Annotated in this window: 14 protein-coding genes; 8 read left to right on the top strand and 6 right to left on the bottom strand. The window is 38.1% G+C overall.

Features of this window, described 5'->3' with window-relative positions; all coding sequences use genetic code 11:
- The first annotated feature begins 27 nt into the window (after positions 1–27).
- On the top strand, positions 28–1,776 hold the full coding sequence (locus tag LSG37_RS12790) for a BamA/TamA family outer membrane protein (RefSeq protein ID WP_147904807.1): 1,749 nt from the start codon (positions 28–30) through the stop codon (positions 1,774–1,776).
- Between the two features lie 641 nt (positions 1,777–2,417).
- On the opposite strand, the gene LSG37_RS12785 is transcribed toward LSG37_RS12790, so the two are convergent.
- On the bottom strand, positions 2,418–2,621 hold the full coding sequence (locus LSG37_RS12785; RefSeq protein WP_233080247.1) for a hypothetical protein: 204 nt from the start codon (positions 2,619–2,621) through the stop codon (positions 2,418–2,420).
- Complete coding sequence (locus tag LSG37_RS12780) at positions 2,618–3,592, bottom strand: hypothetical protein (RefSeq protein ID WP_233080246.1); 975 nt, start codon at positions 3,590–3,592, stop codon at positions 2,618–2,620. Before LSG37_RS12780 ends, LSG37_RS12785 begins: the two co-directional genes overlap by 4 nt.
- A 551-nt stretch (positions 3,593–4,143) precedes the next feature.
- Between LSG37_RS12780 and LSG37_RS12775 the strand changes: the two genes are divergently transcribed.
- The 3 genes from LSG37_RS12775 (at position 4,144) to LSG37_RS12765 (ending at position 7,568) form a co-directional block, all read left to right on the top strand.
- The gene (locus LSG37_RS12775) at positions 4,144–4,590 is read left to right on the top strand and encodes a hypothetical protein (RefSeq protein WP_233080245.1); all 447 of its coding nucleotides are present in this window, start codon (positions 4,144–4,146) and stop codon (positions 4,588–4,590) included.
- 113 nt (positions 4,591–4,703) lie between these two features.
- Positions 4,704–5,795: a DUF4297 domain-containing protein gene (locus LSG37_RS12770; RefSeq protein WP_233080244.1), complete on the top strand. Its 1,092-nt coding sequence runs from the start codon at positions 4,704–4,706 to the stop codon at positions 5,793–5,795.
- A gap of 54 nt (positions 5,796–5,849) precedes the next feature.
- On the top strand, positions 5,850–7,568 hold the full coding sequence (locus LSG37_RS12765; RefSeq protein WP_233080243.1) for a hypothetical protein: 1,719 nt from the start codon (positions 5,850–5,852) through the stop codon (positions 7,566–7,568).
- 216 nt (positions 7,569–7,784) lie between these two features.
- On the opposite strand, the gene LSG37_RS12760 is transcribed toward LSG37_RS12765, so the two are convergent.
- On the bottom strand, positions 7,785–8,606 hold the full coding sequence (locus LSG37_RS12760) for a hypothetical protein (protein WP_233080242.1): 822 nt from the start codon (positions 8,604–8,606) through the stop codon (positions 7,785–7,787).
- 893 nt (positions 8,607–9,499) lie between these two features.
- Between LSG37_RS12760 and LSG37_RS12755 the strand changes: the two genes are divergently transcribed.
- Positions 9,500–9,685 carry a hypothetical protein gene (locus tag LSG37_RS12755; RefSeq protein ID WP_233080241.1) on the top strand — a complete coding sequence of 62 codons (186 nt, stop codon included), beginning with the start codon at positions 9,500–9,502 and terminating at the stop codon, positions 9,683–9,685.
- 347 nt (positions 9,686–10,032) lie between these two features.
- Positions 10,033–11,091 (top strand): restriction endonuclease, encoded by a 1,059-nt coding sequence (locus tag LSG37_RS12750; RefSeq protein ID WP_233080240.1) that lies wholly within the window; start codon positions 10,033–10,035, stop codon positions 11,089–11,091.
- Between the two features lie 18 nt (positions 11,092–11,109).
- Here LSG37_RS12750 and LSG37_RS12745 read toward each other — a convergent pair whose 3' ends face one another.
- Positions 11,110–11,277 (bottom strand): hypothetical protein, encoded by a 168-nt coding sequence (locus tag LSG37_RS12745; RefSeq protein WP_233080239.1) that lies wholly within the window; start codon positions 11,275–11,277, stop codon positions 11,110–11,112.
- Between the two features lie 167 nt (positions 11,278–11,444).
- Here LSG37_RS12745 and LSG37_RS12740 point away from each other — a divergent pair, with 167 nt between their 5' ends.
- Together LSG37_RS12740 and LSG37_RS12735 are read left to right on the top strand one after the other, a co-directional pair.
- On the top strand, positions 11,445–12,656 hold the full coding sequence (locus tag LSG37_RS12740; RefSeq protein ID WP_233080238.1) for a PIN domain-containing protein: 1,212 nt from the start codon (positions 11,445–11,447) through the stop codon (positions 12,654–12,656).
- A gap of 200 nt (positions 12,657–12,856) precedes the next feature.
- Entirely contained in the window at positions 12,857–13,252 is a 396-nt protein-coding gene (locus tag LSG37_RS12735; RefSeq protein WP_233080237.1) for a hypothetical protein, read from the top strand.
- 150 nt (positions 13,253–13,402) lie between these two features.
- On the opposite strand, the gene LSG37_RS12730 is transcribed toward LSG37_RS12735, so the two are convergent.
- Together LSG37_RS12730 and LSG37_RS12725 are read right to left on the bottom strand one after the other, a co-directional pair.
- Positions 13,403–13,936: an H-NS family histone-like protein gene (locus tag LSG37_RS12730; protein ID WP_233080236.1), complete on the bottom strand. Its 534-nt coding sequence runs from the start codon at positions 13,934–13,936 to the stop codon at positions 13,403–13,405.
- 101 nt (positions 13,937–14,037) lie between these two features.
- The gene (locus LSG37_RS12725; protein WP_233080235.1) at positions 14,038–14,379 is read right to left on the bottom strand and encodes a hypothetical protein; all 342 of its coding nucleotides are present in this window, start codon (positions 14,377–14,379) and stop codon (positions 14,038–14,040) included.
- Positions 14,380–14,472: the final 93 nt, after the last annotated feature.

Genomic DNA, 14,472 nt, shown 5'->3' with positions numbered 1-14,472 from the left:
TACAGGCCTGGTGCCAGTGGAGTTGGTATGCATAATTTAAGTCGGCTTTGTCTCGCTTTACTGGCCGCGTTAGCCGGTAGCGCAGCACAGGCTCAGGAAGTCACCTTTGAACACTTATGTGAGTTTGTTAAAAAAGACTCCGGAGCGGAAAAGTCTGCGGATGAGAAGACCGGAGCGGCGGAACTTGCTGGACCACCTTTTCAGGTGCATTCGATTGAAATTGTCTCCAATCCTATTTTTGACGAAAACGCACCCGATACGATTTGGGTGCACCACTTTGCCAACTGGTTACATATCAATAGTAAAGAATCTGCACTGCGAAAAGAGTTAAGTATTAAACCTGGTGAACAAGTCACGACGGATGATTTAGCAGAAGCGGAGCGTCTACTGCGTGAGAAATCCTATGTACGTGATGCGCGAGTTAGTGTGGTTGAGCCTTGTCATCCTGATGGCAGTAAAAGCGTGAAAGTAGAAACCTGGGATAACTGGAGCTTGCTACCAAACCTTGGACTGGGCCGCACCAGTGGTAAAAATAAGTACTCTTTTGGCTTTAAAGAAGATAATTTTTTGGGGTATGGCGTACGTACGTCTGTAAAATATCAATCCGATTATTTACGCCAGGGCTATGAATTTAAAGTATCAAGTCCGTTGTCTTTGCTTGGGTATCCTGAACTTGATCACAGCTATGTCGATCTTGAATGGACAGAGAATAACGATGGCCGTCGAACTCAGTTCCAGCTTGAAAAGCCCTTTTATCAAGATAGTACAGAGCGGATGTATAAAGCAGGCTGGCTCAGCGATGAAAGACTAGACCAAATTTATCACAATGGTGAACTTGAGAACCGATTCATTACCCTGCAAAAAGAGATTGATCTTCAAACGGGTTGGCTTCTGGATTATCGGGAGCGTACCAGTTTAAGGCTATTGGCAGGTTATAGTTCGCAGCAATGGCAGTTTACAGACGACCCGTTTCAACCTTCGTTGGCTTTACCAGAGGACAGGAGTTACCAGTACCCCTGGATAGGTCTCGACTACAAAGAACATAAATATCAGGTGCTGTCTGATGTGTATCTGATTAATCACAGTGAGGATATCAATTTAGGCTGGCACCATCAGGCAAGGATTGGTGTCCAAACATCTGATTTGGCAAACGATGAGACACTTGGCTATCAAGCACATTGGCTCTCTGAAAAAGGCTTTGGCGACTCAGAGCACTTAACATTACTTGCCCTGCAATTGGATGCCATGTTAGGTATACACGGCGGTGATCAAATCATCGCCTCAGCAAAAGCCGAGGACTTTTATCGTCTGAGTAAAGAGTTTACCTTTTACACTAAACTTCAATACGATCAGCGCAGCCGCAACTACCTGGATCAACCTCTTGATTTGGGTGGTGAAACAGGGTTGCGTGGCTATCCTGTGCAATACCAGCAAGGCACCCAGCGCTGGTTAAGTACAGCAGAGCTTCGCTGGTATCCACAGATCAATATCTACCAACTACTCGATATGGGATTTGTGGCGTTCGCAGATGCAGGGCGAGCTAGTGGTGGCGATATAGAACAAAATGCAGAGCTGAATGGCCTCCGCTCTAAGGCGGATTTACTGGCGGAAAACTACACAGAACAGTGGATTGGTTCTGTAGGCATTGGTGCTCGTTTTTATTCCTCACGCTCGAGCAATAATCATGTCATTCATGTTGACCTGTCAAAACCTGTAGGCGGTGCAAAAGATGTGAACTCGTGGGAAATTCAGTTGAAAGTTGAAGAGAGGTTTTAATTGATTTGTATTTTTCAGGTTAATGTTACATAGCTGAAAATTTAAGCACAGTAGATGCTATCTTTGCACTGAAGCACACGTTGTTTTCTGAACGTTAGACTTTAGAAACAGGTGGATTCGTCCATTACAGTGATCAATACGCTTGTAAGCCCCCAAAAAAATCGAATGTCCGCAAATAAGGCAAAGCGGACCTGATACACTACCAGCATGCCTCGTCAAAATCCGCCGGTAGTGTCGTTGCCACCAATTTTGAGACAAGAACCAATAATGGCATTTTCTCATTAGCTAACGGACGTTTGCTCAGATGCGAAGTTACTGCGACTAGAATTGGTGTCGCTGGAGTGTATATCGATGACAAAGGACGAGTTTTTGATATCATCGTACATTAAGTTGAATTAAGTAGTTGCTGAAAACGCGGTGTATCTAAACTACTCTGTATGTAGTTGGGTAATCCCCCTCAAATTGACTTTCGTCATAGAAACAGCCTTTATGGAGGTTCTCTCTGTAGGCGATTCAATGATTAAAATTAGACGTAGTCTTGGCAAAGCCCAGTGAATTTAGATAAAGTCAAAAAGACTAACCTTAACCAAGGAAGCACACTAGTGTGTTAGCTGGACGGGATTAATTGAAAACTAGTGTTTTCATACGCCAATTAACACAACATTTGTCCAATGCATCGTCACAGTAGGCACCCCCTCTAAGTCCGGCATTTTTAGCATCACGTAGTCTCCCGACATAAATTGTATCTTTGTTCTCATTGGCTGATTGCCAAGTAGAATGGCAAATTCCTTTCCCTGGGTTTTCAAATCTACCAACATTTTAAGAAAATCGCTTTCCATCTTCATAACCCCCCAGCATCTTTGATGCACTGTTGATGTATAGCATTGCATGCAGAAACCGCTTTGGGATCAGCATCTGCTTTGGTTGTGCAGCTTACTAAATTAGTGCCGCATGATTGAAGAGCTGCCTGTTTCATTACGCTGAGTGAATTCCCCTGAGCATCTAAAAGTTTTCTCTTGGCTTCTGCTAACTTAACTTCTGCTTCAGCCTTTTTAGTTTCGGCTTCTGCTTCGGCTGCTTTGGCTATTGCTTTTTTTGTATCCAGCATTGATGTTATTTGATGCATTGTTTCTTGGTGTAAGCGACCGTAGTCATCCCTTGAAATAGCACCATTGGCAAAAGCTTCACATAGTCTGAAATACGTCTCTCTTGTGAGTAATACCACATTGTCCCTACCAGCTAGTTCATTGGCCGTTCTTGAGACATTCCCTGAAGCGGAAAGCAAATCATTTGAAGTACCACCACTTTGAACGTTCGAATCACTTTCGCTACCTCTTGTTACAGAACCTGAGTCAGTGTTACTGCGGTTACTAGAGTCACTTCCAACCGAATTTATTCTTGATGCTTGAGTCGACACAGTTTGCGCAAGTGTATTTACAGCTGAGGACACTGTCGAAAGCGTTTCTGTCATTTGTAAATTTGCACTTGCCGCGAAAGCAGCACTGGATGACACTGACGTATCAGGAGCTGGTTCGGCGCACAGAATTGATTTCGGCTTAATAAATGTAACGCTCTTTACGTCAAATCCGACTAGCTTCCCATTGTCGTCATATTTGGGAAGGTATTGATTTCCTGATGTGTTAGTCTCTACTGCGTTTCTTACGTAAACTGACCGCACTTCGGCAGGAAAGGCAATAATCCCTTCTTTATCGCTATTGGTGGCAATTGGAAGTGCCTCAGGCTTTTCCATGGTTGATTCACAAGCTGAAAGCACCGTGATGAGCGCACAGGAAATCGCCGCTTTAAGATTTTTCATATGAACTCCATTTCAAATTCAGCAACTGAGAATAGTCGATAGTTTCAGGACTTCCAGAAATATAAAGAAAAGTGCATAAATTCTGGTCTAAAAGTCCGTTACATGACGATTTTCGGCCCTCTCAGCAATTAAAATCTTTAAAGTCTTAGCTTATTCTATTCATTTCACGATGCCTCATCAGATACTTGAAATTCATCGAAGCGAGCCTAGAAAGTCTTAATAAACTATGAAGTCCCACTCCCCCAGAATGGCTTTGTGCCAAAACGGACAACTGCTCAGGTAAATGCCTAATCATCACTTTCATCATTATCCAAAACCACTGGATAAATGCCCAAATATCCATTTTGAGTTAGATTTAGAACAACTTACACACTGCCTGCATAAATTTTACCAGTCTCAGATTTAATACTTTCAGAAAAATTTGTTGAAATAGAGGTACATCAGAGTTAATTTGGTATGAATAAAAATAATGAAAGAAGGCGGAAAAATGTTCGACTCGTGGGCATGCTTCCTTCGAAAATGGATTGTTATACCTAAAAGGGATTTTTTCATTGAGAGAGTTAGTAGAATCAGCCTTGAAAGACGCATTAGATCAATTACTGCTATTGGATAGCTTTATTCTCGCTATGGATGTAAATGAAAGATCAATCTCTCACAGGTTAGCATCTTATCTTGAACCGCATTTTCCTGACTGGAATGTAGATTGTGAATACAATCGAAATCACGATGATCCTAAGAGGTTGAATATCAGAAGACGAAGTATTCAGTCTGATGATGCTCAGGCTACGACGGTGTTTCCTGACATTATCATTCATCGTCGAGGCACTGATGATAACTTTGTTGTCATAGAGATGAAAAAGACCAGCAGCCAAGAGACTGATGACTATGATTTAGAAAAGCTGAATGCATTCAAGGCTCAGTTAGGGTATCAATTTGCTATATTTGTGAAGGTTGTAACTGGTGGTACGCCTGCCATTGAGCTGGTGAAATGGCTATAACAAATCCACTAAAAATCGCGCTTTTAGCGCTGGATTCGCAACAAGTTGTTTGACATTTATGACAAAGTTATAGGCTAGTTCGGCTTTAATGACTATCGAAGAAAGGATTTGAAATGGATGTTGATAACTCGAAGCAAGCTAATCCTCTGGGTCTAGAGCCTAAAAGGGAAAAGTCAGGGAGTGATACTTTCCGGAAGTATAATTATCAATATCATTGGGCATTCTGCCGAATCTTGGATGAACATGAGTGTGGCAATGAGTTTGCGCTTTTTATTGAAGAGCACGAGGATGTTACTATCGCCAACTCACTTGACGTTACTAAAACAACATTTGAACTGAATCAAGTCAAAGAAACATCAAAAACACATACAATTCATAGCCTGACTAGCGTGACCAAAGGTGAATCGCAATCATTAATTGAGAAGCTAGCCAAAAGTTGTTGTGATAAATCATATTCTCAAAAAATATCTAGGGTTAATTTTGTTTCAACTGGAGGTTACAGCTTTAATGCCCATAAAAAAGGATATAGTTTTGAAGTAATTAATTCTGGCGAGCTGAATAATGAGGAAGTTATAAAAGTAAAAAATGCTGTATCGAAGATTTCTGGAGCTGAAGATTTTCTCCCAAAGTTAGCTTTTGTTATACCATATTTACCTGAAAAAGGTTTTGATCTTGTTGTTGAAGGTAAGATTAGCTCACTAATAAGCAAAATTGCACCTGGATTAAAATACGATGCTAATTCTATATATGAGTGTGTAATACGAGATCTCAATAGAAAAGGAGAGAATAGCTTTGACTATAAGAACTGGAACGATGCACTTAAAAGAAAGGCTGTTACAAGTGAACAATTGTCAGATGTTATCGCGCAGTATGTCAGTCGAAAGCCAGATGAAAATATATTTTCTGAAATGATTCAAATACTTAATGATGAATATTCTTTGAACTCTATAAATAGAAGAAAAATTGTAAGTGGATTCAATCGATATTATACGAAAAAAATTTCAAGTAGAGAATTAGTCGTAAAAGAAGTCTCAAACGATCTTGTAAGGTGCATCGAAAATCTTGCAAAAAGTCATTCAAATGCAAGCGTTCTAGAAGCAGCCGTCAAATTAGAATTAAGCGAAAAAACACTATCATATTTTCAAACCCAAGAAGATATAACAGGTGCTTTCCTATATGAGTTGTTGGAGGGTGTCAAAATATGAGTGACGCTAAATTTGACTATAAAAAATTAATTAGAAGTCTAAGGGAAAGTCTTGATGAAAGTAATGCACTTCAATCGACTAACAATATTAAGCAAGAAAGCCAAGAAAGCAGCTCAGTTCGACTTCTCAAGAAGTTACAACTTGATACTATCAAAACAAAAAAATAGCGTAGGTAAGTCTTCGCTAGTTAAAAACATATTCTGGTGCTTTGGTTGTGAGCCTCAGTTAGATGACAACTGGAAATCGCTAGACTGTCGAGTGATCTTGGATTTTGACGTGAAAGGCAAATCGTATCAAATTGCAAGACATGGAAACCGCTTTATTCTTAAGGACCAAGAAGGAAAGCATAAAGTGTTCACTGGAACAGGTGGTGATTTCTCAGCAGAGATTATGGCCTTGTTTGAGTTTGACGCTTTGCTCGCCGTGCGAGATAAAGATGAAGTAGTTACACCTCCACCAGCCTACTATTTTCTACCATTTTATATAGACCAAAAGCAGAGTTGGGCGAATGCATGGTCCAGCTTCAATAATCTTGCTCAGTTCGCAAGCTGGAAGAAGACCATTATTCCTTATCATACGGGAATGATAGGAAAGGATTACTTCGACAAAACAAAACAAATATGCTCAAAAAAAATTGAGATGGCCGAAACTACTAAAGAAATAGACCGTTTTGACACGGCAATTTCAGTAATAAGCGAGTTCTCAGCAAATAACAGCATTATTATAGATGAAGTTGAGTTAGATGAAATAGAGGAAGAGCTAAGCATCAACATTATGGATTTGCACTTCCAACAAGAAATTCTTTTTGAAGAGCTTGCAAACCTACGGGCTGAAAAGGCTCATATAGAATCACAAATTGTTATTGCGAGACAGTCGTTTGAGGATGCAGTTGCAGATTTTGAGTTTGCCGAACGCCTTGATGAGGATATCGAATGCCCTACATGCGGAGTTGTACATGATAATTCTATAGTGAACAGATTTTCTTTATTTCAAGATGGAAACCAGGCTAAAGAGATTATTGAACGATTTCAAAACTATTTAGTACGTTTAGAGCATGATATATTAACAAAGGACTCCGCTTTTAAATCGGTAAGAGAGAAAATAAACGAATTAGATAAGAAGTACTCTTCAGATCAACATAGTACTCGATCATTGTCTTCAGTTCTTGATGCAATATCATCCAAATCGGTAAGAAAGAAGGTTGAAGCTAACCGTAGTCTAAAAATCGAATCGTTACATAAGCAAAATCAAGATGAAAAGCTATTAGTTAAAGATCGAACAGCTTTATCGAAGGATAGCAGAAGGCTGGTTAATGAGGCTTTTCAGGAGTGCTTCCCACGATATTTATGGAAGCTAAAGGCATTTGGTGTTAACGCAAACTCAATTAAGTCCCCAGAAAATTATACAAAAGTTGCAGAAAGTGGTGGTGCAGCAGAATCAACAAGAGCAATGCTTGCCTATTATATTAGCGTGTACAACCTCATTTATAAGTATGGAAATCATGTTCTAAGTCCACTTGTTATTGACACTCCAAATCAACATGAACAAGCTGCAAAGCATTATGAGAGTATTGTTTCGTTGCTAATTGATGAATTGCCTGAGCACTCACAACTATTTGTTTGTGGAATGGATTCTAGTAAGTTAGAGCTTCTAAAGTCTAAGGCAAAAACAATATATTTAGATGAAGAGCATTCATTACTTAAAAGCAATGAATTTGAAAAAGTCGATTTTGAATATTCGGGACTGTTTGATCTAAAAGAGAGTAGCGTATAACAACAAGTTGCAGCACTCGGAGAAATCACTCGCTGCACTGCTGATTTAGATTTAAGGGTGGGCAAGTGTCACATGCCTACTTCTCGCTCTTGGTGAATTTTTGATGCACGTTAATCACTTTTAACGTGCATGGTGAAATCGCAATTTTGCGCCCACAGCAGGCTTTCTGTAAAGTCCACATCATATACTGGAAGCATGTGAAACTTTCCTCCATATTTATTTTTGATGAATAGGAAGGCATCCATAAAGGTTATGAATAGAAATTCCATTGCTTTCGCCATATTTCATATATGAAGCCTTCACTTCTTCTACAAACTCAAGGCAAATTTCGTTTAATTTAACTAGTCCATTTAAATCATTTTTCAAGTTACAATACCAATTCGACTTACTGTCGAAGGTAGGGTGAATCTTACTTGGATGCATTCTATTCGTGTATACACATTCATTCTTTTCAGAATTAAATTGAATAAGGTCTATTTTTTCATTGAATTTGTTCACTCTTCTATAGCTCATCACAAAGAGAGGGTCACCATGAGCAATAACATTTCGGATTGATTTCATCGTTTCATGAAAGTACCAGAACTTATGTTTTTTTAAATTTATCACTCTATTTGTCATTTCACAGATCTTACTTGCAGCTTCAAGACTATCGGAGAAATTGATACCCTCAGAAAAGTATTTTTTTTCATATTCTGAATGTTGAAACATTCTAGTTAGGCACCAAAACAAACTTACTATCATATTTTCTATTAGTGCTACATGTTTTACAAGCATAAGCTCGTTTTGAAACTGGGCAAGAGAGTTTAGATTTTTCTGAGTGGCGGTATAATTATTCTCTTCTATATGTATTTCATGCAGAAGATCAAAATCTTTGTTTTTTTCCGCTAAAATTTTTCTATCCTTAAAAGAACTTTCAACACTACTGTATGTTTGATCATACTCTCTGAAGTTTAAATCATAATTTTCGATTAATTTATTAATCACACCTGCGAGCTTTTTTAATTCATTTTGCACATGATTCATTCTCATTAATGACATAAAATTTCCTTATCAAATATCAAATATCAAATATCAAATATCAAATATCAAACTATAGAGATTGGTCACCACTCGCGAGTAGCAAGGGTACAACAGTCTTTATTACCGAGCGGTGATCGCTTTCGCTTGACCTCTAACCTAAAATATTTCGTTTTCATACTTCTTTTATCTTTACCACGCATCCTAAGTAATTACTATTAAAACACTTTACTTGAGAGTTTTATTTTCGTATTAAGATAAAAACGACCCCATGGTTCATATTTTTGACTATACAGAAAATCTGTAAATATGCACTAGTCAAATGGCTAATTGAAATAGCTGCTTATCGCTCAAATCGCTGATCAGTTCAGTGCCAAGAGCAGGCTTAATTTAAATGATTGTTTCTTGCAGATTTGAAGTGGTTGATCTGACCTGGGCTGAACACTTGTCTTAATAGTTCGAAATTTTGAGCCTGGATTTCGGTTTCTGCATTATCGCTTTTGACTTGATAGCTGGAAGTATGTTGATTGAAGTTATGTTGGAATCAAGTTCACATAGTCACACGAACCAGAGAAAGCCTCGACAGCAATCCTTGTACGTCAATTCTATGTTCTTAATGTCTGATGTAGCTTGAGTTAGCAGCATGTGGCTCAGATCGAAGTGCATTATTTGCTCCAATAGCAGCTTCAAACATGTGCGAAGTCTACGATTATGCACATGTTTGAAACAAATATCGATTTGCTTTTGCACAGCTGTTCAGGTGAAAAATGGTCTTACACAAAAGTTTGTTATATGGTTTATTGTAATTGTAACCTATTGTATTTAATGTAATTTGTTGAAAATAGAGCGGCGAATGAATGTTGTGGTCTAGTTAAGTATTACTTATTTAAGTAGTCTACGTTTAAGGAGTGATCATGAAATATCAAGTTGAACTCAACAGTAACAATGAAATAGCTCTTTCTGACGATCGTTGTCGAGAACTTAACTTTGCTGTCAGCGATATTTTGCTTTGCGAAAAGTTAGATGACACGGCAGCAATTGTTCTGAGCAAGCACGTAGATCAAACTCTAAGCGATGCTGAGAATCAGACGGGAATTTGACACGTATTATTCCTATCCTTACTGAAGATATTAGTATGGAGTGAAGTTCAATTCTGTCAATACGAATTGTTACCATTTTGTACCAGATGCTGACATTGGTTGTATATGTGGACGAATATACAGAACTACTGGCGTATCGACTGTATAGATCTTGTCTGATATAAATTTACCGATAAAAGATAAAAATATTGAAATAGAGGCACATTAGCGTTAGTTTAAACGAGTTAAATTCAGGAAAGAAGGCGCAAGAATGTTCGACTTGCAGGCAGGCTGCCTTTGAAAACGGATTTTTATGTGTCCGAGTTACATACAATCAAAAGAGATAGTCTAATTAAAAAGGATCTGCATTGAGCATAAGAATAGGAGCTGCTGTAAGTTCAATGCTAGGGTTTTCGCTAGAAATCCTTTGTAGAGAGATTTTAGTTGCTAATGGTTGGCAAGTGGAATCGGTAGGTTCATTTCCTGATACTGGAATCGACATCATTGCTACGGAGCCAACAAGAAATGAGCGCATCGCATTTGAAATTAAATATACACGAAACCCCATATATCCAACTTCTGCTCTAAGAATATCTTCGGAGAGGCTTGTTGAAAGCGCTAGCGCTGCGCGTATTAATAAAGCTGTACTTATTGTTGCGGCAGATATAATGCCAAAAATTAAAGAGCGAGTTGAAGATCAATATCAAATACAACTTCTAAACTTAGATGACTTACTGTCTCTAGCAAGTATAGACTTAGAGCTTTTGGGTAAGCTTGTCAACTTGTGCGAAATTGATCTTTCAGAGCGGAACCTCGATGGTAATATTACAAGTATAATTAAGCCTATAAGAATCAAAAAACCATCAGATACAAGCTCGACACAAGAAAACGAAAAAGTCGGAATTAATTTTATTGACGCTCTTCGAGGTATTCCTCTTGGCAAAGATGGTTGCTATAAATTCGAAGATACTGTGAGCGATATTTTAAAGTATCTTTTTGATGGCGACCTAACCGGCTGGCATCAACAAAAAAGGACTACAGATGATCTGCACCGTTATGACTTAATTTGCCGAGTCATAGACAATTCTACTGTTTGGAAGTTTATTTCTCTAAATCTAGATTCTAGGTATGTTCTATTTGAATTTAAGAACTACAAAGATGAGATTGGACAATCCCAGGTGTACTCCACAGAAAAATATCTTTATGAAAAGGCTAAACGTAAAGTTTGTTTTCTTATTTCTAGAAAGGGGCCGTCAGAAAATGCTGTAATTGCTTGTCAGGGGGCAATGCGTGAACATGGAAAACTGATCCTGAATGTTGATGAGAATATGCTGATAGACTTAATAAATAGTAAAATTTCTGGTGATGATCCAAATGAGCTGTTGTTTGAAAAAGTAGATAAGTTCCTCATGGAGCTTCCGCGCTAAATACATAATAAAGCGCTGCTACAGAAAATTTGCTCGTTTACGCTCCAAATCTCCGCAAAATGCGGCGTTATGCATATAAGAAATTTTAGAAATGAAGGATTGGATTTCTTTACGTTCACTGCGTGTCGCAATCATTGCGGTACTTTTTTTGCCCCTAATTTCTGCTAGGGCAGCAAAACTAGTCATGCTCTGTCCAATGAGACAGTAATGGATCTCTCAAAACGCAAAGAGGCAGATAATGATTTATTTTCAGCTTATGAGCAGTTGCTAAATCAAGGCTGGATGGTGTTAAAGACTGAGTGGGTGTTCGTAACAAACGCATAACAGTCGATTGCACAGGATTCGATCCCCTTATGCCAGGAATAGCTCAGGATTTCGTGATTCCGAAGAATTTAGTTTTAAAAGTCGTATCTGGTTCAATAACGTCTGTTAGTTTTTTTAGTTCCGCATCAGGTTTCAGAGAGATAAGTATGAAAGTTTTTATCGATACAAATGCATTTTATAATAATTGGTTTGTTGGGAATGCACATTTTAAACTACTATTTCACTATTTAAACAACGAACAGTTAGATTTGTTGCTATCTAATTTGGTTGTACAGGAAGTAAATAATCTTAGAAATAAAGAAGTTGGGGAGTCAAAAGTCGAAATAAATCGCCTTTTTAATCGTTTAAAGAAGGTTAACCGAGCTGATATTGGAGTTTCTATCGATGATGTGAAGATATCTGATTACGATATACAACAAATCTTATCAACAAAAGTTCATTCTATAGAAGGTATTTCATATGAAGACGTGTCTCATGCAGACGTTGTAAGCAGAGCTTTGAATGTTGTCAAACCGTTCACCGATGGTGAAAAAGGGTATAGGGACACATTGATATGGCTGTCCTTCTTGAAATACTTGCAAGATAACCGAATTACCAGCCCAGTTGCATTTATCACAGCCAATAAAAATGATTTTTTTGAAAAGAAAGGCTCTGAGTTAGTCTTTAATAGAGATTTGCTTAACGACATTAGCATGCTAGGCATTAATACGGAAATAAAGCCCTATCTAAATGTTTTCGACTTTGTCAAAGATAACGTCGATCAAATTTCTAATGCTGTTGATCGACAAGAAATACTTGATGATCAGGAAGACTTCTTAATACAAGAAACAGAAAGTTATTTAAACGCTATGAATAACTCTGCACTTAGTGAATTGTTGATGACTAGAGTTTTCTCTGACAAGCTGACAGAAATAATTGATATTAAATCATCAATATTTGAAGGTCTCGAGGACCCTGAGGTAGATTACGTAAGTGAACTAACATCACCAAGCGTATATATAACTTGTAACTATGAAATGCGCCATGTAGATCTTGTTGTAACAATAGAACTTGTTGAGTTCAAACAGCATGTAGATGAAATTGAAGCTATTAAGACCTTATATAATCTTGCTATCGACGGTGATTATGTGAATTTATCATTTATAATCCGTAGTTTAGGCATAACAGCAGCTTTTGAATACAATGCCACTACTGAAGAGTGCTCTAATTTAACAGTGGACAGAATTTGGGATCAAAGCTAACAGAGCATTTAGGAGCGATTCCCACAGCTTGGCATTTTTCATTCCATCATAGGGTTTTGTGTTTACGATGGTATAGTTAGGTTTCATGGTCGCGGTGCTCACACCGACATGCAGCGTTAATGTCCGCAACTCGGTTTACGCGCCGCTTAAAACAGATGGTTAGACATTAGTTTTGCCTTCAATTAGGAGTCGGGTATAAAATGTTAAAAATGCTTATTTTATTTTCAATTTTTCTTAGTGGTTGTAGCTTAAATGGAATTGTTCCTAGAAATTCTAAAGATGCCTTACGTTATGCTTCAGAAGTAAAGGAAGAGAATTTGGTTTTCAATTCTAATTATCAAGCTATTGCAAAATGTTGGGATGAAAAAGCAGAAAAGCCGAGTATTGATTTTTCAAATGCTACTTATCTAAATATATATTCAGACTTAGGGATCGCAGAAATAACTGTAAAAACAACTGATGGCTACTTTATATTTGTTGAAGTTTTGAAAGTAAGCGATGAACAATCGAAGGTAAACGCCTATGGATTGGGGCAAATGAGCAAGACGTTTATCCCTAATTGGTTAAGTATAATGGGTGCTTGCAGTCGTGCCTAACAACTCAAATGGACACTAAACAGCTGGCAAACAAGTGCTTAGTGAGTGTGTGGCCCAAGTATTTTGAGGCGTTAAGTTCCTACAATTGCTCATAACTGACCATCAGATCGGATCAGATATGAGCAATTAGCACTAATACAATACCTATATTTACTTCTTGGAAAGAATTTCTTCACCGTGAACTTTAGCCCACTCATTCCAAACATCAACTTTAGCATTAAAGCTTTCAGTAGCCTGTGCAGTAGCTGAATCGAGTAACGGCTGTACCTGGGCTGAGAATTTCTTATCCACTTTTGAAAACGGGAATACATCAATACCGCGATCTATTAAACCTTTCTTCATAGTGTGAGTTTTAAGCAGAGATAACTTGCCATCCTCAACATAGAAAAACTGACTTTCTACATTAATTGTTTTGAATTTAGGTTTCGTCGGACGACCAGAAGGTTTGGACTCAGTTTCAACTGTTTCAGTAGAAATGATTGCGTCATTCGACAGTTTGTAACCTAACTGTTCTAAAGTAAAACCTTGTTCTTTAGCAAACGTCTTTAGTTTCTCAATTGTTTCAATTTCGCGTTGTCTATCTGTCAGAACTTCATTCAAAATGCTAATCACTTCGTTGATCTTTGTTACTGAAAGTTCTTTAGCTGCTTTTTTCAGTTCGCGTTTGTCTAATAAAATGCTCATCAGTTGCCTCTTAGGTTAGAAGGGATCAAATACATGAGCGCAAGGATATCACCATTAAAAAATATTGTGCTTAATTTGTTCTATTTTTAAAAAAGGATGGGCTAAACGTAGTCTTGTGCGGTGAGTATTTTGTCTGCAACTTTAAGTCCGAGAAATGAGGACACGCACAAGCACAGACAGATACTAATCTCCAGCGACAAACCAAGATAGCTGTCGGGAAGTACAAAACTGTTGGACTTAACAAAAATCAATGGCGCGTTGAGATAGAAAGCTGTACAGATAGCAGATGCAAGTATGTAACAGGTATAGCGACCAAATTTTGTCAGTGGTTTAAGGTATTGATAGGCTTTCAGCTGTCCTATTGCAATTGATAACCTTAAGCAGATACCAAAGATGATGCCAAGTGCCGCAAGTAAAAGTGGGAATACAATAATTGCTTCCATGATCTACTCCGTGATCTATGTGCCTAAGAAATTATAAGCCTAGCACAAGAATTCCCGATTTTAGATGCATGATGCCACTTTCAAGCCATTTAC

The sequence above is a fragment of the Rheinheimera soli genome (assembly GCF_021290985.1).
In the GTDB taxonomy this organism is placed as follows: Bacteria; Pseudomonadota; Gammaproteobacteria; order Enterobacterales; family Alteromonadaceae; genus Pararheinheimera; species Pararheinheimera soli.
The sequence above is the reverse complement of the archived record's forward strand: the minus strand, read 5'-3'. Positions and strand labels throughout refer to the sequence as shown.